Annotated in this window: 19 protein-coding genes and 2 tRNA genes; 3 read left to right on the forward strand and 18 right to left on the reverse strand. The window is 54.1% G+C overall.

What is annotated here, in order from left to right; translation table 11 throughout:
* Nucleotides 1-480: 480 nt before the first annotated feature.
* Entirely contained in the window at nt 481-852 is a 372-nt protein-coding gene (locus tag B9Z42_RS07735; protein ID WP_100132804.1) for a helix-turn-helix domain-containing protein, read from the reverse strand.
* On the reverse strand, nt 833-1,225 hold the full coding sequence (locus B9Z42_RS07740; protein WP_100132805.1) for a type II toxin-antitoxin system RelE/ParE family toxin: 393 nt from the start codon (nt 1,223-1,225) through the stop codon (nt 833-835). Before B9Z42_RS07740 ends, B9Z42_RS07735 begins: the two co-directional genes overlap by 20 nt.
* A 301-nt stretch (nt 1,226-1,526) precedes the next feature.
* Here B9Z42_RS07740 and B9Z42_RS07745 point away from each other — a divergent pair, with 301 nt between their 5' ends.
* Complete coding sequence (locus B9Z42_RS07745; protein WP_158235927.1) at nt 1,527-2,258, forward strand: serine protease; 732 nt, start codon at nt 1,527-1,529, stop codon at nt 2,256-2,258.
* 227 nt (nt 2,259-2,485) lie between these two features.
* Here B9Z42_RS07745 and B9Z42_RS07750 read toward each other — a convergent pair whose 3' ends face one another.
* The 10 genes from B9Z42_RS07750 to B9Z42_RS07800 all read right to left on the reverse strand — a co-directional run bounded on the left by B9Z42_RS07750 (nt 2,486) and on the right by B9Z42_RS07800 (nt 11,693).
* Nucleotides 2,486-3,487, reverse strand: coding sequence for a hypothetical protein (locus B9Z42_RS07750; RefSeq protein WP_100132807.1), 1,002 nt, complete (start codon nt 3,485-3,487; stop codon nt 2,486-2,488).
* A 613-nt stretch (nt 3,488-4,100) separates the two neighbouring features.
* Nucleotides 4,101-4,595 (reverse strand): hypothetical protein, encoded by a 495-nt coding sequence (locus B9Z42_RS07760; protein ID WP_100132808.1) that lies wholly within the window; start codon nt 4,593-4,595, stop codon nt 4,101-4,103.
* Nucleotides 4,596-4,622: 27 nt separating this feature from the next.
* Complete coding sequence (locus B9Z42_RS07765) at nt 4,623-5,843, reverse strand: HNH endonuclease (RefSeq protein WP_100132809.1); 1,221 nt, start codon at nt 5,841-5,843, stop codon at nt 4,623-4,625.
* Between the two features lie 8 nt (nt 5,844-5,851).
* Nucleotides 5,852-6,421, reverse strand: a complete 570-nt coding sequence (locus B9Z42_RS07770) for a DNA-binding transcriptional regulator (RefSeq protein WP_143474054.1) — start codon at nt 6,419-6,421, stop codon at nt 5,852-5,854.
* 638 nt (nt 6,422-7,059) lie between these two features.
* Nucleotides 7,060-7,135, reverse strand: a tRNA-His gene (locus tag B9Z42_RS07775).
* Nucleotides 7,136-7,148: 13 nt separating this feature from the next.
* Nucleotides 7,149-9,044: a SurA N-terminal domain-containing protein gene (locus B9Z42_RS07780; protein ID WP_100132811.1), complete on the reverse strand. Its 1,896-nt coding sequence runs from the start codon at nt 9,042-9,044 to the stop codon at nt 7,149-7,151.
* A 69-nt stretch (nt 9,045-9,113) separates the two neighbouring features.
* A tRNA-Val gene (locus B9Z42_RS07785) sits at nt 9,114-9,189 on the reverse strand.
* Nucleotides 9,190-9,202: 13 nt separating this feature from the next.
* Nucleotides 9,203-9,475, reverse strand: coding sequence for an HU family DNA-binding protein (locus B9Z42_RS07790; RefSeq protein WP_100132812.1), 273 nt, complete (start codon nt 9,473-9,475; stop codon nt 9,203-9,205).
* Between the two features lie 234 nt (nt 9,476-9,709).
* Complete coding sequence (locus tag B9Z42_RS07795) at nt 9,710-10,798, reverse strand: tartrate dehydrogenase (RefSeq protein ID WP_100132813.1); 1,089 nt, start codon at nt 10,796-10,798, stop codon at nt 9,710-9,712.
* A gap of 16 nt (nt 10,799-10,814) precedes the next feature.
* A complete protein-coding gene (locus tag B9Z42_RS07800; protein ID WP_100132814.1) occupies nt 10,815-11,693 on the reverse strand; it encodes an alpha/beta fold hydrolase in 879 nt (292 codons plus the stop codon).
* A 64-nt stretch (nt 11,694-11,757) separates the two neighbouring features.
* On the opposite strand from B9Z42_RS07800, the gene B9Z42_RS07805 reads away from it, so the two are divergent.
* Nucleotides 11,758-12,732, forward strand: coding sequence for a LysR family transcriptional regulator (locus B9Z42_RS07805; RefSeq protein WP_100132815.1), 975 nt, complete (start codon nt 11,758-11,760; stop codon nt 12,730-12,732).
* Here B9Z42_RS07805 and B9Z42_RS07810 read toward each other — a convergent pair.
* The 6 genes from B9Z42_RS07810 to B9Z42_RS07835 form a co-directional block, all read right to left on the reverse strand.
* Entirely contained in the window at nt 12,707-13,597 is an 891-nt protein-coding gene (locus tag B9Z42_RS07810) for a DMT family transporter (protein ID WP_100132816.1), read from the reverse strand. The genes B9Z42_RS07805 and B9Z42_RS07810 overlap by 26 nt on opposite strands.
* A complete protein-coding gene (gene pgsA, locus B9Z42_RS07815) occupies nt 13,597-14,160 on the reverse strand; it encodes a CDP-diacylglycerol--glycerol-3-phosphate 3-phosphatidyltransferase (RefSeq protein ID WP_100132817.1) in 564 nt (187 codons plus the stop codon). The genes B9Z42_RS07810 and pgsA overlap by 1 nt, the downstream gene beginning before the upstream one ends.
* A gap of 6 nt (nt 14,161-14,166) precedes the next feature.
* On the reverse strand, nt 14,167-17,640 hold the full coding sequence (gene dnaE, locus B9Z42_RS07820) for a DNA polymerase III subunit alpha (protein WP_100132818.1): 3,474 nt from the start codon (nt 17,638-17,640) through the stop codon (nt 14,167-14,169).
* Nucleotides 17,641-17,741: 101 nt separating this feature from the next.
* Nucleotides 17,742-18,440 carry a DUF599 domain-containing protein gene (locus B9Z42_RS07825; protein WP_100132819.1) on the reverse strand — a complete coding sequence of 233 codons (699 nt, stop codon included), beginning with the start codon at nt 18,438-18,440 and terminating at the stop codon, nt 17,742-17,744.
* A 27-nt stretch (nt 18,441-18,467) separates the two neighbouring features.
* Complete coding sequence (locus tag B9Z42_RS07830) at nt 18,468-19,001, reverse strand: flavodoxin family protein (protein WP_100132820.1); 534 nt, start codon at nt 18,999-19,001, stop codon at nt 18,468-18,470.
* 42 nt (nt 19,002-19,043) lie between these two features.
* Entirely contained in the window at nt 19,044-19,739 is a 696-nt protein-coding gene (locus B9Z42_RS07835; protein WP_100132821.1) for a pirin family protein, read from the reverse strand.
* Nucleotides 19,740-19,842: 103 nt separating this feature from the next.
* Here B9Z42_RS07835 and B9Z42_RS07840 point away from each other — a divergent pair, with 103 nt between their 5' ends.
* A complete protein-coding gene (locus B9Z42_RS07840; RefSeq protein ID WP_100132822.1) occupies nt 19,843-20,820 on the forward strand; it encodes a LysR family transcriptional regulator in 978 nt (325 codons plus the stop codon).
* Nucleotides 20,821-20,822 lie beyond the last annotated feature (2 nt).

Raw genomic sequence — 20,822 nt, forward strand, 5'->3', positions numbered from 1 at the left:
CTTCAGGTTTTTTGTAATCCGCCAACAGGCGGTCTATGAGTTCGTTGCTTACGGTCATTTCTCTTCCTTTGAAGATGAAGGCAGTTTCCTGCCATTAGACCGTTTACACAAAATCTAGGACACGCCCCCATAAGACGGGTACACAGGGGCATACAGGGGCACGCAAGTCCTTGATTTCATTAGAAACACAACACTTTCATGCCCCTACGTTCCCCTAAATTAGCACTGGTTTAGCACTGGGGAACAACTTCAATCTCTACTTATTCATATCTTGCGAACTAACAGCCATTACCTTGACAGCAAACTCAGTCCATATGAGTCCGAGCAGCAGCGTCAGACTGCGCCATAAAAGTGTCTACAGGTTTGAGGGAATGCCAGAAGCTGAAATCGCAAAGCTCGAAGCTAACTTAAAAATCCCCAACCGCTCCGTAGATCAAGGCTTAGCGATAGGCCATTAATCTACCGAGAATTGACTCGAAATTATGCTGCGGCGCGAGCGGAACGGGCCCGAACGCGACCCGTTTGAGTTGAGCTCGAGTGGATTGAAGAGTGTTCAACACCAAGATGATCGATAACAACAGGTGGGCGATTTGGAAATTGAGCGACCAACTCTAGCTTGCCGCCCATGCTTTCCACATAGTGACGAAGAGTTGAAAGCAACATATCACTGCGTTTTTCTAATCGCGAAATTGTGTCTTGACCTACCCCAAGTGCAGCTGCCAAATCTTCTTGAGTTTGCTCTGCCGCTTTACGAAGATCTTTGAGGGTGGCCAACTCCATCGCACGGTCGTTGATGCGAGCGCGCCGTTTGGCTGGCATTGCGGCCATGATGTCATCGAGTTTTCTTGCCATTTTTAGGCTCCTTTTCTATTTGGTCATCTAACGATGCAAGATGCTCTTCATAACGGGTATCTGCTAACGCAATCAGTCGCTTGTAAAACCGTTTTTGATCTGCCCCACCTTTGTCACCACCAACGAGCAAAACCGCCTGTCGCTGTGGATCAAATGCAAAAGCAACGCGCCAAACCTCTCCCATCCAGTTAAATCGCATTTCCTTCATGTTGGCGTGCGAAGTACCTTTAAGCGTGTCTACTGTGGGGCGCCCCAGATTGGGACCGAACTCCGCCAGCAACTTGGCATGAGCCAACAGTTCGTCTTGTAATTTTTCATCTAGCTCCGCCACCTCATCAGCAAAGTCGTCGTGAAGTAATACGGTCCAAGTCATGCGCTAAATTATGTCTTTAAATGCATATGGAGTCAAATCCATATATTGGACCAAGCAATCTTTCGAAAGAACACCGTTGCTGTAATGACCTGAATGCAGCGATTGCAGCCGTTCAGTCCTGGGTTGCTAAGTTCGGCAACCGGTCAGAAGGGGAAGTTAATGACCGACCGCTTCCCGGGGGCCTCTCGATCCAAGCGAATCTTGGACTTCGGCCGTGTGCACTGATAGAACAGCGGCAATCGCGCTATTCGTCTTACATAATCAGTTTCTAAAATGAATAAAAACTCATGGAGAACGTCCAGTGCACCAAAGATTGGCTGACGCCACATTTAGAGTTGAGTGCGGTACTAGCTCGGGTAGCGGGTTCAGCTTCCGCCATCCATCCATCGCTGCAACCAACTGTCATGTCATCGAACCATATTTGTCTGCTGGCAGCCCCATCTATCTAGTCACCGAGGCCGGCGCGCGAATTCCGGCTCAGTTAGTAAGCTACTCGCCGGAGAACCAATATGACTTTGCCCTGCTTACTGTGCAAGGCTCATTGTCGCAAGGTAGGCAAGTACTACAACCCAAAGCCAACGCCGCTGCACCACGCGGTTTGTCTACGCTGTTCGCTGGCTTTCCACACGGCATTCATGACTTGCTTGTTCACGAAGCGGTAGTGTCCGGGCCCGCCGCTTCTCACGCTTTCTACATTGATGGCTCTGTCAATGGCGGGAACTCTGGTGGACCAATTGTTGAAAAGGCAACAGGTGAACTTATCGGATTGGTAACGCAGCGACGGTTCCTTGGAGTAGTTCAGCTCGGTCAACTCCGGCAGAAAGTTCAGCAGTTAACGCAGCATTGCCAAGGCGTGGCGAGCCAAGGTTCCGTGGAAATCATGGGCGTGAACTTCGGTGCCTTCGCCCAAATGATGGCCCAGAACTTCATTGTTGTAGACCAGCTACTTCAGGCTAATGCCAACTCCGGCATTGGAATCGGCTTCTCCATTGAGCACATGAATGCTGAATACACGCGCTTAGGCCTTCCATAAAGCGAGGCTTAACTCTCGGCTGGACCTTATGTCATCTCGACTATCGAGCGACTGTTCATACATAGGCAGCCAGAGCGCTAAGTCTAGGGACTACTGCTAGTCGGCTCAAGGTGGATGAAGCGATCATCGGCCAGAGTCGAGGCTGTCAGCCCGTTCCTGAAATTCGCATGATGATTCAGTTGACGAGATTCATTTTTACATGTCCAGGCTTTCACTCGAACCTTTATTCATCGAGCTAGCGAGTCGGTTCGCACAAGTTTAAAGTCATGCGACAGCGACATGTCCCGTGCCAAGTTGATGACTTCTACGTTGCAGTCGCCGAAATCTTCAGGAGCTTGGTCTCGAACGAACAATTTTTGGTCGCAGTGTTCGTGCGGGTCGAGGTCGGTATCGATTAGGGGGAAACAGATCTGTAGAGGGGCTTTGTTCGGGCTATTTATCGTTGCCTCACCCAAGATCATCAGCCGCCCAAAACTGGTTGGCTCGGAACTCATGATCCCAGTTGGAAGTTGGCGCTGTCCATTGAGCAGCCTAAAGTGGTTTTCGGTCTGTAGCTTACAGCTCGCTCGGCCTCCGTTTTCAAGCACAAAATCGGTATTCGACACTAGGCACAAAATTGCGAGTGATATAAGGTCCGCCTGTGCGTCCCAGATTAACTCGTCAAAAGGGACATTTTGCGTGCGCATTACATCCTTTAACTCCTTGTGAAAGTCGCGGACGTGAAAGGCCGCCCTTGAATGGATGAAACCAGTGATGAACTGCAGAGCAGCGAACAGCTCAATGCCACCTTTGTTGCTTCGTAGACTGCATGAGCCAGTTTTCTTGTCGATCAAGAAATTGGTTTCGATTTTCTTGATGAGCGTGGCTTGACTCATCTTGTACTCAGCCTTCAGGCGGCCTTCGTCCGACAGGCGCGCTTGAGAAAGAAATAATCGGTAGATATAAGCGGGAAAAGGTACGCTAAGGTTCAGCGGACATTTCTCAGACACATATTCCTGAAAGTACTGTATCGAGTCAGCGAACGCTGTAATGGACTGCTGCGCCAGACCTCTATCTCGTGCGTCTGAGTGCGCTACGAAATGCGCTACCTCAAGAAAGACTGTCTTCTCCCTAGCATGAGCGCGAAGCTTCATGAGTAAGTTGTCGACGTCGTTCTCATCGAAATGGCCGGCTTGGATGCGTTCAATGATTTGGTTCAGCTTGGCGAGGTCTTTAAGTTGTAGCGGCATGTGGTGTCATCCGTTAATACAGGTCAGTTTACGGTTGAACGGCCGCTTTGTGGCGCCGAATTCAGTGGTGGCTACTTTTTGTTTGGATCGAAGCAGCTCACTATGATGCCGACCACGGTCGGCTGCTATCAGCCTTTTCCAGCTGTTTGCTCGATGTCTGCACTGCAGCGTTAGCAGACTTCGACTTAAAGCGTAGGTTGCCCGCTACCGGCCAAAAGTTGTCATCGACGCGAATATCCAGGTGGTTCGTTACCAGACTGCAAGCTGTCACTTAGCATGGTAGAGGGCTACCTTTGGGACGTAGAGCCGGAGGTTCGAATCCTCTCACCCCGACCAATCTGAACCCACTGATCACCCAAGGTCAGTGGGTTTTCTTGTTTTTGGGAGTCCCTACTCACTGCTCAAAGGATGACGCAGCGGTGGCTCCACTCGCCCTCCACTCGACCAAATGCTTTTGTAGGAAGGTTTTCGGTCAGCTACTCGGGCAGGAGGTTTTGTAGACTCAAGCATGGCGGCAGTGTCAAGAGAATTTCCGCTGGAGCCATAGCTGATTGACGGCTGGGTCGTGAGCCGTCTGTTAGGTAGCGTGCCCTTCGCTGGACTTTCAGGTTAGCTACACCTGAGGGCTGGGTGGCTCGCGCTCCAGAACGACACCCTCGGTAGCGCAATCCTCAAAAACAACAATCAGGCCATCTGATCGTCTCTCCACACGGATCATTTTGATCGGGAGGAGCACTGCGCCATTAGCGTCTTCAACTTCGGTGACGTCGCAACCCGCATCAAAAGCGAGTGCGATGATTTCTTCCTCAGTGAAAATATTGTGACTTCCCTCTTTGGCACTAGAGATGACAGTCATCAGTCGCCTTGCGGCTTTTTCTAGTGGCGTCAGATCGTCATAAGGCACAAATTCATGTGTTCCGCTTGGCGGACTCAGAACTTCACGGGCCAGCAGCGAAGATTCGGCCCCCAACTCAATATTGCTAGAAATTCTCAACACAACACTGACTGATCGGGCCAAAAAATCACGTCGATCAAAACTGACGGGCGCAGCGAACTGTGCCTGCGCAGCAGGCACATAAGTGTTCATTTTCAGATCAGTTGAATTCATTGCTTGAATGCTCTTGTGCTCTACTTTTCAATCACCCTCGTCTAATCTGAAAACTTGCTCACGATGTGCCTTGAGATAGGCCTTATGGCGGTCAGAAATGTGCCTTAGTCGTGTTGCCTTGGAGAGACTCAACGCATGTAATTGATCTTCAGTCAGCTGACTACTAACCAGAATCAATCCATCGTCCGTGAAAGAAATCAAGCCACTATCGAAAAGCCGGTCAACAGAGGCTGTCAGTAGGAGCCCATTGAATGGATCAAGTCGCTCTTGGTTTGAGCACTTAGACCATGGCTTGGCATGTGAAGCAATCAAAACTTGATCAATATCGCAACCAGTGACAGCACAGCGCCGTTGCCAAAGATCCAACAGCTTCTTTCGGTAATCACCCTGACCAATGCGAGCTTGGACTAATGTGGCTCGTTGAGTTGGTCTCAATTCGCTGCCATGAGCATCAGCGTCGATCTCTGCCGCAGCCACCAATTCTTCTGGCATTTGAAAAACTGTCGTAGGCCAAAGTTGTTTAAGCGCCTCGACCAAAGCAGGTCGCATCTTCCATTGCCAATGACCCGAGTCGTCTTGATTTCGACAGACCGTTCCAATCATCTGCGTCTTTTGACTCAAGCCTTGGATGCCTAATGCTTCGGCCAATAGAGCGCCAACCCTTCCGTATTGAACATTAGCGGCTTCGAAACCGCTATAGCCAGCCAGTACAGCCAAGCATTCCATAGAAATCTCATGACTGCGAGCATTTACATGGCCGAGCAGCATTTCTTTCTGCGTCTGCGTGAACTGAGGCTCAAGGTTCCTGAGAACCTCGAGAAATTGACTGGCTGAGATTGTGGAAGCTAGGCGAAAAGCTCGAGCCTCTGGCGTTTCAAGCTCGCTAACCAAATTTTCCAATTGCTTGACTGTAGAGAGATCGATTTCTCGAACACCAAGACTGAAATTCTGCTGGCTCTTCTTGAACTCCTCAAACCAAGTCAGACCAGATAGCAAGAATGGCGGGGCAAAAGCAAAACCATTTGAGCCATGAGCAGAATTCGGACTACCCTGCTCAATGGAATCAACTGTGAACGTGTATTCGAGGTAAAAGGTCTTGCGCTTTTCACCTACGCCACTGATCAACCAGACTTGTTGACCAATCAAATGCCTGATGTGCTTTGATGAAAAAACTGAGAACCCGTCAGCTCCGCGCGCAGGCCTAGAACCAATTTTTTCTGTATTGTGATATTGGACGTAATGCTTCATAGAGTGGCTCAACGCTTCCCGGCGCGAATGTCTTTGGCAATACGGTCACACTCTGCCTGGGCAGCACGGAATTCCTCATCCGCAGCGTCAAACTCGTCGAGTGAATCGTCTGTCGGCAAGCCACTACCGCGAGGCAGCCACTGTTCGTTCATGCCCAGCATGGCTTCCTGCCGACGGTGGAACGCCCGGTCCATGCGCAACATGGCCCGATGTTCCTCATTGAGCCTCTTCAGTCTCTCAAGTTCTACCAAGCACTTGACCTTGGCATCTGGGCCGTCACTAAGTCCAGTAATACGACCATCCTGAATAGCGTTGATCGTCCGTTCATTCGATTCAATCATCCGCATGAGGCCCGCAGGATATGCAGCTCGAAATTCCAAAGCCCTCAGGACAGGTGCGGGTGGCTTGCCATCACCAGCACACCAGCTTCGCATGGTCCTTTCATCTACGTTGAGATATTTCGCGGCAGTACGTTGACTGAGGTTCGCTGCCTTGAGCAAAAACCTGAGCTCTTCAGCATCTGTGTGAGCGTTTTTAGAATGTGATGCCGTAATCGGCAAATAGCGACTTGCGTACATAAAGATCCTTGTAAGTTACCGGGTTTGATTGGCACGCCGCAAGGGCTGCAGTGGTGATTTTAACTTTAGCAGCCGGTTTTGGCAAACAAGTCCGTCCGGTTGCTCAGGACACCGCTCCGAAATTACGCTTGAGCGCATGGACTTGGGCATTTGGGTACAGCATCAAACGACACCGACTACAAGCTATCGAGGTACCGCACTCTGCCCATTTTGGCGTCAACCACGCCCATTGCCAACTGCCCGATCAAGGTCCGCAATCGCTCAAGTCCTGACTGTGGCCAGAATTTCTTCATAGACCGCAACGGGTCGGCAACTGCCAATCATTAACCCATGGCCTAGTCCGCTTTCAGCCTGAAGCGGTCGTTATGTCACCCGACTAGAGGAAATTTCCAGCTTCTTTATGTGTGTGCTGATAATTACCTAAATCCAACGGAACGGACGATGGTCGAAAAAAAACCGCAGATTGCTTGAACAATTCTGCGGAAATATTTTAAAAAGCGATCCAACTTGGGGCCTTACGACCTCAAAACGAAGCTGGAAAAACCTCGCTTCAGCGCTGCTTAAAAATCCAAATTAGCACTGGATTAGCACTGGAGACCCCCTAGGCAACGTAAGTCGTTGATTCTAAAGGGAAAAAATGGGGTGGCTGATGGGGCTCGAACCCACGACAACAGGAATCACAATCCTGGACTCTACCAACTGAGCTACAGCCACCGTAGAGGGGAAATTATAACCTAGCTACTTTGATTTCCGCCTTAAATTTTTCTTTTAATACACGGTAGTAAGCCAATCCTTCTGCCGATGCCCACCACTGCGCGTATTGGTCACGCTCACGAGCACGATTTTGTGCAGCATCACGCGGGACGATCTTCTCCACCTTCACCACGGCATAACCGCTGGTGCCAAGATCAACGCCCACCCAAGCTGGCAGAGTTTGAGTGCTCGCACGCAACGCAGCTTCGACCACAGCGGGTGCCTGCTGCTGCTTTTGTTCACGCGAAATCACCACGGAGGCTGGGAGTTTTGCGTTGTCTGGCGATGCCTTCCATTCTGTCAACTTGGCAGTACCCTCTTGGCGTGCACGCTCTGCTGATTGGATGGCTTTTACTTGTTCCAGTACACGGGCCTTAACTTCGTCCAACGGCAAGGTGCGTGCCGGGCTATGTTGGATGATGCGTGCTGCCGCCAACACATTAGTACCGAGTTCAACGGCTTCTGTGTTGCGCTTTTTCTCAATCGAATCAGCAGAAAAAATAGATGCCAAAAACTTTGGATTACCCAGGACACTGGCAGCAGATGCAGGTAAGGGATCGCGGGTCAAACCATTGGCTTGCTGAATATCGAGTTTCAAACGCTCAGCCACAGGCTTCAGGCTGTCGGACTGCTCGTAAACCATATTCGTAAACTGCTCAGCGACCTCGGCGAATTTGCGTTGTGCCAACTGACGTCGCACATCGACTTCTAAGCTCGCACGTTGCTCTTCGAAGCTCTTTTGTTTGGGTTGCTTGATGTCAGTCACTCGAATGATGTGGAAACCAAACTCGGTTTCCACAACGCCACTGATCTCGCCCTTTTTCAAGGTGAACACAGCATCTTCGAAGGGTTTCACCATGGCACCACGCGCAAAGAAATCAAGGTCACCGCCTTTGCTCGCAGAGCCTGTATCTTGCGAGTTCTTGCGAGCCACGTCAGCAAACTTCTCAGGTGACTGTTGAACAGTCGTCAACAAATCTTGCGCGTTGGCACGCGCTTTGTCGCGCTCTGAGGTAGGCGCGGCTTTGTCAGCATTGATCAAAATATGACTGGCACGACGCTCTTCTAAGCCTGCCAAGCGTGACAGATTTTGTTCGTAATAGCTTTTAAGTTCAGCCTCAGGCACCACGATGCTTTTTTGCACAGACGCCAAATCTAAAACTACATACTCAACGTCAGCACGCTCCATCGATTGAAACTGCTCAGGGCGCGACTTGTAATAGGCCTCTAAATCTGCGTCGCTCGGTTTAATTTGCGCGGCGTAGTCAGAGGCTGCAAAGCGTGCCACCTGCACTTGACGCTGCTCATAAAAAGCATTCAAAGTTACGTTGGCCAGGGCTGCAGGCGAAAAGCTGGTCACCCCTACGCCGGACATCACTTGACGAGAAGCCAAATCTCCACGCACTTGGGCTTCAAACATCTCAGGTGTCATACCTTGACTGCTCAAGAGTTGGCGATAACGTTCAATATCCAATGTCCCATCGGCACGACGGAGTGCAGCGATGTTGGGATTTTGTTGTAATTCTCCAGCCAACCGTTGGTCACTCACGCCCAAATGCAACTGGTTTGCCGCGACTTGTAACAGTCGTTCACGCACCATGCGCTCCAAGGTGCTGTATTTGGCTTCAGGTGTATCAAAGAGTTTCATGTCGGCATTGGGCATGGAACTGCGCATGCGGTCCACTTGAACGCGATGCGCGTTGTCCCACTCGGATTGCATGATGTCCACGCCATTCACAGTGGCAACAGGTGCACCTTTTTCAAGAGACCGGTTGTAGCCTTCCAGGCCAAACAAAACAAAGGAAGGAAAGATCAATAGGAACAGTAAAAACTGCATGATCCTGGTGTGCTGGCGGACAAAATCAAACATGCTATGAACCCGATGTGATTCTTGGTAACAATAAAAAAGGCGAACATGTGTTCGCCTTTACGTGTGTGGTGGTGGGCGCTGACGGTCTCGAACCGCCGACCTACTCCGTGTAAAGGAGCCGCTCTACCAACTGAGCTAAGCGCCCCACCGATTCAAAATTAATTCAACGCATCTTTCAGGCCCTTGCCTGGACGAAACTTAGGCACTTTAGCAGCTTTGATTTTGATCGCGTCGCCGGTGCGTGGGTTACGGCCTGTGCGGGCTGCACGTTTGCCAACAGCAAAGGTACCGAAGCCCACCAAAGACACAGTACCGCCCTTTTTCAGAGTGGTTTTCACGGCGCCAATGATCGATTCGAGCGAGCGTGTGGCTGCGGCCTTCGAAATGTCTGCGTGCTTGGCGATATGCTCAATCAGTTCAGTCTTATTCACAAAAATCCCCTCTCATCGAGATGTGATGTTGATCGGTTGTCGCAGCAGGTCGATGTGATGATTTGCCTCATCAGATCTTGTCTTAAACACTGCTGGATTTTCTTTTAAGTTACCCAAAGCGCTCACGCTTTGAGCAGAGGGCATGCCGGTAAGACACGCCTTGCAGGGCAACTGGATTGGGAATTCTAGTCGGTTTTTTATGCGTTTTTGTGGCTATCAGATGACAAGCACAACTCACAAAGCCTCTGCAATCGAGCGACCGACGTCAGAAGTATTACCTTTTCCGCCGATATCAGGGGTCTTAGGTGCGCCACTTCCAGGAGCCAACACTTTTTCAATCGCAGCCAGAACAGCATCGTGCGCGTCTTTGTAACCCAAAAACTCCAGCATCATGGCGCCACACCAAATCTGACCAATCGGATTGGCAATGCCTTTGCCCGCGATGTCAGGTGCCGAACCGTGGACAGGCTCAAACAACGACGGGAACTTGCGGTCTGGGTTCAAGTTCGCGCTGGGCGCAATACCAATCGTGCCGGTGCATGCAGGGCCTAAGTCGCTCAAGATGTCGCCAAACAAATTGCTGGCCACCACCACGTCAAAGAAGTCGGGGCGTTGCACAAAGTGCGCGGTCAAGATGTCAATGTGGAACTTGTCGACGTTGATGTCTGGGTAGTTCTTGGCCATCTCCACCACGCGCTCATCCCAATAAGGCATGGTGATAGCAATACCGTTTGATTTGGTCGCGCTGGTCAAATGCTTTTTAGGACGCGTCTGGGCCAACTCGAAGGCAAACTTCAGCACGCGGTCCACGCCAATGCGCGACATCACGGTTTCTTGCATCACGATTTCACGATCGGTGCCTTGGTACATGCGACCACCGATGCTGGAGTACTCGCCTTCGGTGTTTTCACGCACGATGTACATGTCGATCTCACCAGGCTGGCGTGGCGTGCCGTCACGACGCACCACCGGCGCGATGATGCCAGGCATCAAACGGGCTGGGCGCAGGTTGATGTACTGGTCAAACTCGCGGCGGAACATCAACAACGAGCCCCACAGCGACACATGGTCTGCAATTTTTTCAGGCCAACCCACAGCGCCAAAGTAGATGGCGTCGTGGCCACCGATTTGGTCTTTCCAATCGTCGGGCAACATCTTGCCGTGCTTCTCGTAGTAGTCCCAGCTGGAGAAGTCGAAGTGATCGAACTGCAAATCAATGCCAAATTTGCGCGCAGCGGCCTCCATCACGCGAATGCCCTCGGGCATCACTTCTTTGCCAATGCCATCTCCCGCGATAACGGCAATGCGGTGTTTTTTACTCATGAAATGCTCCTAAAAATTAAACAGTGAAAAACGTTTGGGCCTCAGCGATCACCCGCTCGGGTGCCTCTTCGGCCAAGTAATGCCCGCATGGCAGCGAGTGCCCTGAAACATCCTGTGCGCGCTCACGCCACAACGACAAGACATCAAAACAACGGGCAACCGCGCCATGTTCGCCCCACAGCACGCGCAGGGGTTGGGTTAATTTTCGCCCTGCCGCCACATCAGCGCGGTCGTGGTCCAAGTCAATCGTGGCGCTGGCTCGGTAGTCTTCACAAATGGAGACAGATGTGCCTGGCAGCTCCGAACAACGGGCGTACTCAGCTAAAGCCTCTGGGGCAAAAGCCGCCAAGCCCGCATGACGGCTGCCCATGACACTGCGCACATAGTGCGCGGGCCCCGCATCCAACAAAGCCTCAGGCAAAGGTGAAGGCTGAATCAGAAAGAACCAATGCCAATAAGCACGCGCAAACGATTCGCTGGTGTGTTCGTACATGCCCAAAGTCGGCGCAATGTCGAGCAGCATCAAACGCTGCACGGCCTGCGGATGATCCACCGCCAAACGGTGCGCCACGCGTGCGCCACGGTCATGGGCCAACACATCGAAACGATCGAAACCGTGCTGCTTCATGACGGCCATCGCATCCAACGCCATTTCGCGTTTGCTGTGGTTCGCATGCGCAGCGTCGGCAGGGGGACGGGCTGAATCGCCATAACCGCGCAAATCCATCAACACCACACGCCGTGTTTTTGCCAACTCGGGCGCGACACGATGCCACATCACCATGCTCTGTGGATGGCCATGCAACAGCAAAAGCGGCGGGCCCTCCCCGCCTACTCGGCTGTGCAGCAGCACGCCGTTGCGTTCCACAGTCAGGGTTTGGAATGAATTCAACATAACGACAGCTTACCCCTCCATAAAGCAATAATCGAGCAATTGATTATTTCTATTCAGGCAACAGTTGGACCGTTCAGATTTAGAGTTGGTGTTGGCCGTCAGGCTGCACGGCAGTTTGGTCAAAGCGGCGCGCGTCCTGCAACTCGCCCCGCCGGTGGTCACCAAACGGCTCTCCGCCCTTGAGAGCCACTTAGGCGTACGCCTGTTTCAACGCACCACGCGGCGCGTCAGCCCTACCACTGAAGGGCACGCCTTGTGCGACCGTGCTGCGGAATTGCTCAACCGCTTTGTGGCCCTAGAAGACGAGCTGCGCGAACGTCAAAGTGAACCCTCCGGCCCTCTTCGCATCGCCTGCAGTTTTGGTTTTGGCCGACTTTGGCTGGGCCCACTGCTGGCGGAGTTTCAAGCACGCTACCCAGCGGTGCGGGTGGATTTGCAACTGTCCGAGCAATTGCCCGACTTGGCCAACGAAGGCTTTGACGCTGCCATTTGGCTCTGGCACCCGCCCGCGCACATCGCGGCCGAGTGGATTTCACGCAAACTCGCCGCCAACCAACGCGTACTGGTGGCATCGCCCGTGTATCTGGCGGCACACGGCACGCCACAAACACCTGAAGACTTGGCCTCACACGCCTGTCTGGTGGTGCGTGAAAACGGCGGCGACACGGGACAAGGGCAGCGCTTTGACCACTGGCGGCTCAGCCAAGAAGGTCAAGCCCGTGCGTTGCATCTGGCCGTCCAAGGCCCACTGACCAGCAACTCCGGCGAAATGGTGCGCGACTGGTGTTTAGCAGGCCGCGGCATCATGCTGCGCAGCCTGTGGGACATTGCCCCACAGTTGGCCTCGGGCCAGTTGGTGAGGGTACTGCCCGATTACGCCATGTACGACGCCGATATCCATTGGTTGGCCCCCTACCGCGCACAAATGCCGCTGCGTATTCGCCTGCTGCAAGATTTTTTAGCCGCACGGTTTCGCGAAGAACCGTGGAAGGCCCTCAGCCCGATGAGCGCCGTTAGCTCACCACACGCGGCGGCCTGACGACCAAGCTCACGCCTACTGCGGTCACAGCAATGCCGGCCAGCGTCACCAACGTGATGGGCTCATCAAACAAAAACCAAGCCATCACCGCTGTGGTGGGTGGCACCAAATACATCAAGCTGGTGACGTTGGCGGCAGCTCCGCGCTGGATCAACACATACAACAACGAGCTACCGCCCAAGGTCAGCCCGATCACGGACCATGCCAACGCACCCATCATCTCGTGCGTCCAACGCACCGGCTCAGCCTCAACACAAGCAATGGGCAAAGTGATCACAAACGCCGCCATCAACTGCACCGCATTGGCGCTGCGCACATCACAAGACTGCACAAAACGCTTTTGGTACAGCGTGCCGATGGTGATCGCACACAAGGCCATGAAGGCCATCGCCAAACTCCAAGGCGTGACCTCAATGCCGCCCTCTAACTTGCGAGAAACAACCATCGCCAAACCCATAAAGCCTAACGTCAACCCAAGCCATTGGCGGCGCGACACATGGCCACCGCGTGACGACAACCAAATTGCAGTCAGCACTGGCTGCAGCCCCACAATCAGCGCCGACAAGCCTGAGCCCATACCCACTTTGACGGCGGCCCAAACGCCTCCCAAATAGCCGGCATGCATCAGCACTCCCGTCAGGGCCAAATGTCCCCACTGTGCGCGCCCAACCGGCCAAGGCACACGCGCCCAAATCACCCAGGGTACAAAACACAAAATGGAAAAAGCGTAACGCCACAGCAAAAACGTGAACGGCGGGGAATGGGGCATGCCGTAGCGCGCCACGATAAAACCTGTGCTCCAAATGCCCACAAAGACCACAGGCATGGCACGCAGCCATGCTTGGTGTGACACACCACCGCTCATTATTTGGCGTGCCGCACGATGTCAGGCCATGCTTTTTGCAGGTAATACACCATCGACCAAACCGTCAAAACACCGGCCAGCCAAATCAGCACCAATCCCCATAGTGCTGTGTCGATCACGCCAAACAACATGCCATCAAACAGTAAAAAGGGAATCGCCACCATCTGCACCGTGGTTTTCAGTTTGCCCAGCACATGGACTGCCACGCTGCGTGACGCGCCAATTTGCGCCATCCATTCGCGCAAGGCAGAAATCGCAATTTCACGGCCAATGATGATCAGGGCCACCAACACATCGGCACGCCCCAATTGCACCAACACCAGCAAACTGGCACAGACCAAAAACTTATCGGCCACGGGATCTAAAAACGCGCCGAAGGCAGAAGATTGATTCAATTTACGAGCCAAGTAACCGTCTAGCCAATCGGTCAAGGCAAACACCACAAACATGACAGTGGCCCAAAGGTTGCGCTGCTCGGTTTCGATGGGCAAATAAAACAGCCCCACGATCAACGGAATAGCCACGATACGGGCCAGGGTCATGAGCGTTGGGATGGTCCACATAAAAAGTTACTCGTAAATGATTTGAGACTGGCCCTCATGGGCCTGCGCCATCCAGCTGGCCAAAGCGGCATCGCTGGGGAAAAATTTGGAGGACTCACCCAATTGAAGGTCTGCCGTCGCGCCCTCGCGCAGCAGCTTGAAGCGCACGCCAAGACCGCGCACCAACTCGCCTTGCTCTGAGGTTTCAACCTTGGCCGGATGGTCGCGCAGCAAACGCGCCACATCAGGCGCGGTGCCGTTGACCGTCACGCTGAGGTATTTGCCAAAGCGGCAGCGCGCTTGCCCCAAGTCCCAGACTTGGTTGATCACCAAGCGCAAGCCACCCGAAAAACGGTCAGGCTGCGCCTTGCCCATCACGATCACCAGCTCATCGTCTTTCAAGCTGTTGCGAAACGCATTGATGGTTTTTTCGTCCGCCGTCGCTTCGATCACACCCGACTTATCGTCGAGTTTGAAAATGGCCAACTTGCCGCGCTGGCCGTTGATCACGCGCATGTCGCTGATGATGCCCGACAGCAGTTGCGGCTCTCGCGAGTCCATCAATTCTTCAATGCGGGTGCGGGCAAAGCGGCGCACTTCGCGCTCGACCTCGTCAAACAAATGGCCGGAAATGTAGAAGCCCAGCGCCACCTTCTCGTGCGTCAAGCGCTCTTTCACACCCCAAGGCATGACGGACACCACTTCGGGTTCTTGCGTGCTGGAGCCGTGGGCGTCATCACCCATCATGTCGAACAAGCCACCTTGGTTGGCATTGGCTTCGCTGGCGGCGGCAAAGTCAAAGGCACGCTCCACGCTAGCCAGCAGCTCAGCACGGTTCAGGTGCAAATTGTCAAACGCACCGGCTTTGATGAGTGCCTCAACCGTGCGCTTATTCAAGCGGCTGCGGTCCACACGGCGGCAAAAATCAAACAAACTGGAGAACGGGCCACCCGCTTCGCGGGCCGCCACGACGGCTTCAATCGCTTGCTGTCCTGAGCCTTTGATCGCGCCTAAGCCATAGCGAATCACCTTGTCGGAGATGGGCTCAAAGCGGTAAAAACCACGGTTCACATCAGGTGACTCAAAGGTCAAGCCCATTTTTTGGGCGTCTTCGTACAAGACTTTGAGCTTGTCGGTGTTGTCCATCTCCACCGTCATGTTGGCGCAGAAGAACTCGGCCGTGTAGTGCACCTTCAGCCAACCCGTGTGATAGGCCAGCAGTGAGTAAGCGGCCGCGTGCGACTTGTTGAAGCCATAGCCCGCGAACTTTTCCATCAAGTCAAAGATCTCGTCGGCTTTGTCTTGGTCGATGCTGTTTTTGGCTGCGCCCGCGCGGAAGATAGAGCGGTGCTCGGCCATCTCTTCGGCCTTCTTTTTACCCATGGCGCGGCGCAACATGTCGGCGCCGCCGAGCGAGTAGCCACCCAAAATCTGCGCGGTCTGCATCACCTGCTCTTGGTAAACCATGATGCCGTAGGTCTCGGACAACATCTCAGCCACCATCGGGTGCGGGTACTCAATGGTTTCGCGCCCGTGTTTACGCGCCACAAAGCTCGGAATCAGGTCCATCGGGCCGGGGCGGTACAAGGCGTTCAACGCGATCAAATCTTCCAAACGCGTGGGTTTGGCATCGCGCAACATACCTTGCATGCCGCGACTTTCAAACTGGAACACCGCTTCGGTTTTGCCGTCTTGGAACAAGCGGTAAGTCGGACCATCGTCCAGCGGGATATTTTCAAAGGCGAAGTTCTCTTGGCCTTTGTGGCGCTTCATGATGAACTCGCGCGCAATCTCCAAAATCGTCAGCGTGGCCAAGCCCAAAAAGTCGAACTTCACCAAGCCAGCGGCTTCCACGTCGTCTTTGTCAAACTGGCTCACCGCCGATTCGCTGCCGGGCTGTTGGTACAGCGGGCAGAAGTCGGTCAGTTTACCTGGGGCAATCAACACACCACCCGCGTGCATGCCCACGTTACGCGTCATACCTTCGAGCTTCTGCGCCAGCTCCAACAAGGTTTTAACTTCGTCTTCTTTGGCCAAACGCTCGGCCAAGATGGGCTCGACCTCGATCGCGCCTGCGATGGTGATGTGCTGGCCCGGCTTGTTGGGAATCAGGCCGCTGATGCCCTTGCAAAAGGTGTAGCTCATGTCCAGCACACGACCCACGTCACCAATCGCGGCACGCGCCGCCATGGTGCCGAAGGTGGCAATTTGCGACACCGCCGCACGGCCGTATTTGTCTTTCACGTAGTCAATCACTCGATCGCGGTTGGTTTGGCAAAAGTCGATGTCAAAGTCGGGCATCGAGACCCGCTCTGGGTTCAAGAAACGCTCGAACAGCAAGTTGTATTGCAGCGGGTCCAGGTCGGTGATCTTCAGCGCGTACGCTACCAGCGAGCCCGCACCTGAGCCACGACCAGGGCCTACGGGGCAACCATTGGCCTTGGCCCATTGGATGAAGTCACCCACGATCAGGAAGTAGCCGGGAAAACCCATCTTCAAAATCGTGTTCAGCTCAAACTCCAAGCGGTCGACGTAGCGCGGGCGCTCTTCATTGCGTTTGGCCTCGTTGGGATACAAGTGCAACAAGCGCGCTTCTAAGCCCTCGTGCGACACATGGCGGAAGTAGTCCTCGACCGACATCACCACGCCGTTGACGGGGGGAATGGGAAAGTTGGGCAACTGCGGCTTGCCCAACACCAAAGTCAGGTTGCAGCGCTTGGCAATTTCTAGGGTGTTGGCAATGGCGCTGGGCACATCGGCAAACAAGGCCTCCATTTGCTCGGACGATTTGAAATACTGCTCGCGGGTGAAGCGGCGCACGCGGCGCTGGTTGCCCAAAATTTCGCCCTCAGCAATACACACGCGGGCCTCATGGGCCTCGTAGTCGTCGGGCAAGGTGAACTGAATCGGATGGGTCGCCACCACCGGCAAATTCAAACGCGCCGCCAATTGCACAGCAGCCGTGACATGCGCCTCGTCGTCCGCGCGCCCTGCGCGCTGCAACTCGATGTAGAAGCGATGCGGAAAAATACCAGCCAACTGCAAGGCCACTTCACTGGCACGTGTCGTGTCACCCTGCACCAAAGCCTGGCCCACTGCGCCAGCTTGCGAACCGGCTAAGGCAATCAAGCCTTGAGACAGTTCTTGCAGCCACGCCAACTTGATGACACCCACGGCCCGGATGACGTTTTGCGTCCAGCCCCGGCTGATCAACTCGCACAAGTTCAAATAACCTTGGTGGCTTTGCACCAACAAAATCATGCGCGAGGTTTGTGCGGGGTCTTGCGTCAGGCTTTCGAGGTAGATCTCGGCACCGATCAGCGGTTTGACGCCCTTGCCACGCGTTTCTTTGTAGAACTTGATGGCACCGTACATGTTGTTGATGTCGGTGATGGCCATCGCGGGCTGTTGGTCAGCAGCCGCCGCTTTCACCACCTCGTCGATGCGGTTGGTTCCATCGACGACAGAAAACTCGGTGTGAAGGCGCAGGTGAACAAACATGAAAGAGATTGTAGAGATGACAGGTGGGCACTTGCCGCCTTCAAGGCCTTATGCCTGGGAATATTTCAGGCCAACTCTGACCTGTTTTTGAGTACTCTTGCCTACTCTTGAAGAAGCGCCAGCACTTCAGATTTAAATTCGCGGGTGTACAAAACACCCGCCACCAGCATGGTGGCTAGGACAAACATCGTGGGCGAAAAAAACCAACCCAATGCGGCAAACGAAAAGTAATAAGCGCGCAAGCCACCGTTGAAGGTTTCGGCGGCCAAGCCTGTCATCGCTGCGGCACGGTCCGCGCAATGCTGGCGGTTGGCCACGCCTTCATTTTCAAAACTTGAGGGCGGAGGCATGGCGCCAATCAGCAGGGCCACAAAGGTGTACTGGCGCATCGACCAAGAAAACCGAAAAAACGAATACACAAAAATTACCACCAACACCAAGATCTTGAACTCAAACACCAGCATGGGGGTTTGCTCGGCAAACGGGATTTCTCGCACCAACTCGGCCGCTTTGTCGGTGGTGCCTAACAGGGCGAACAAGCCGCCCAAAATCAAAATGGTGGTGGAGCAAAAAAACGCGGGCGTGGCCGACAAGGTTTGCGTGATGATGCCGTCCAGCATGCGCGGGTCACGCGCCGTGGCCTGCAACATCCACAAATGGCGGTAGCGGTTGGTCATCGCCAAAATAGAGTGCTGACCATCGCTCCAATACTTGGCAAACAAGGCGTAACCCACCCACACCAAGACAAAAAAACTGAGCGCAAACCAATCGGCCCAAGGTAGCAGTTGAAAAATTTTCATAGTCAACATGCTACCCAAAGAAAACCCTTAGCTGCGCAATTTCGCCGCCACAACTGCCACGCGCTCGCCGTAGGCTTTGGCGGTGTCCAAGTCGCCTTGAGGAATGTCAGCCGCTGGGCTGGTCGGGCCCACTTGGGCCATCAGGCCGGAGTTAGAACCCAAACGGTTGATGGTGCCGTCGTTCATGGCGGGCTGACCCACCCACACCATGCCTTGCTGCATGGCCAAGGTGATGAAGTATTGGATGGTCGACAGTTTGTCGCCGCTGGGGCTGGCCGAGATGGTGAAGCCACCAGCCACTTTGTCTTTCCAAGCGCTGCCGAACCACTGCTTCGATGTGGCGTCAGCAAATTTCTTGAACTGCCAAGACACGGTGCCCATGTAAGTGGGTGAGCCAAAGATGATGGCGTCAGCGGCATTCAAAGCCTCCCACTCTGCATCGGTGATGTTGCCATCTGCGTCAATGGCGACGACGGTGGCTTTCGCGCCTTCGGCCACGAATTGAGCCACGCGTTGGGTGTGGCCGTAGCCTGAGTGGTAAACAACAACGGTTTTGGTCATGAGGAACTCCTGTGAGTGGTTTAAAAAAATGAAAGTCAACGATCAGGCTACTAAGTCAAACACCAGCACCTCGGCATCTTGGCCTTGTGTGAGCGTGATGGTCGGTTCGTTGTCCAACAATGCCGCGTCGCCCGCTGACAAAGCCACACCATTCACGCGCAAGTTGCCGCGAATCAAGTGAACATAAGCTTTACGTTGCGGGGCGATCTGCAGGGTGGCCGTTTCCGCGCCATCAAACAAACCCGCGTACAGCGACGCATCTGCGTGAATTTTGACCACCGCGCCCTCGGGGCCTGCAATGCAACTCAAGGCGCCGCGCTTGGAAGCCGGCGGCACGGTTTTTTGCTCGTAGCCGGGGGCAATGCCGCGCACATTGGGTTCGATCCAAATTTGGAAAAAGTGCGTCGTTTGATCTGGGGCGTGGTTGAACTCGCTGTGCTGCACGCCCGTGCCAGCGCTCATGCACTGCACATCGCCGGGCGGGATGCCTTTGACGTTGCCCATGCTGTCTTTGTGCGCCAAATTACCGCTCAGCACATAGCTGATGATTTCCATGTCGCGGTGGCCGTGGGTACCAAAACCGCCACCGGCCGCAATGCGGTCTTCGTTGATGACGCGCAAATTGCCCCAGCCCATGAACTGCGGGTCGTAGTAACTGGCGAATGAAAAGCTATGGAACGACTTGAGCCAGCCGTGGTCGGCATAACCGCGATCTTGAGATTTGCGAAGGGTCAGCATGGTTTTTTCTCCTAAGACTGAACTTTAGGCGCTTCGCGGGCCTTGGCCGTGCATCGCATTTGATGGCATCATTCAAATTATTTGAACGATCAGAGCGCTTGACATGAACTCCCCCCGCGACGTGCTGACCCCCGACTCCCTAGCCATGCTGCACGCCATTGAAAAAGCAGGCAGCTTTGCTGCAGCGGCCCGCGTCTTGGGCGTGGTGCCCAGCGCCCTCACCTACCGCGTTCGCCTGATCGAAGATGCGCTGGACGTATTGCTCTTTAACCGCAGTTCCAGACAAGCCAAACTCACCGCGGCAGGCGTTGAGTTGATGCGCGAAGGCGAGCGTTTGCTGGCTGACATCGACGCCATCGCCAACCGCGTGAAGCGTGTGGCCACCGGCTGGGAGAGCCAATTCACCATCGCGGTGGACGGCATCATCGACCGCAGCACTGTGATGGAGTTGTGCGAAGCCTTTTTGGCCTTGAACGCCCCCACCCGCCTCAAACTGAGGGACGAAACCCTCACCGGCACCTTGGCTGCCGTCACCAGCGGTCAAGCTGACTTGGCGCTTGGCATTCCTGGCATCTTGGGCGAAGGCGGCGTTGCATCGGGCATTCACAGCCAGAGCTTGGGCATCATGAAATTTGTCTTCGCCATGGCACCCAACCATCCACTAGCCATCGCCCCCGAACCTTTGAGCGACGCATTACTTGGCCAACACCGCGCCGTCGCCGTGGCCGACTCGGTGCAAAGCGGAACAGGTATGACCATAGGTTTGCTGCCTGGCCAAGACGTGTTCACTGTTTCCAACATGGACCGAAAAATAGACGCGCAACTGCGCGGCATGGGCGTGGGCTTTGTGCCTGAGTTAATGGCTCAGCCTTGGATCAAAGCAGGACAGTTGGTGACGCGTGAGGTCGAACGTCCCAGACGCGAGTCCAACCTCAGTTACGCTTGGCGCATCCCCGACGGCAGCGAGGGCGAACGCGGTGGCCGCGCTTTGCAGTGGTGGCTTAAGCAACTCAAAAGCCCCGCTACCCGATCTGCCTTATTGGTGAACCCCCGAACCTTCAACCCCACACACAACGTGTAGAG

Origin of the sequence: Limnohabitans sp. B9-3 (genome assembly GCF_002778325.1) — a bacterium.
GTDB lineage: Bacteria > Pseudomonadota > Gammaproteobacteria > Burkholderiales > Burkholderiaceae_C > Limnohabitans > Limnohabitans kasalickyi.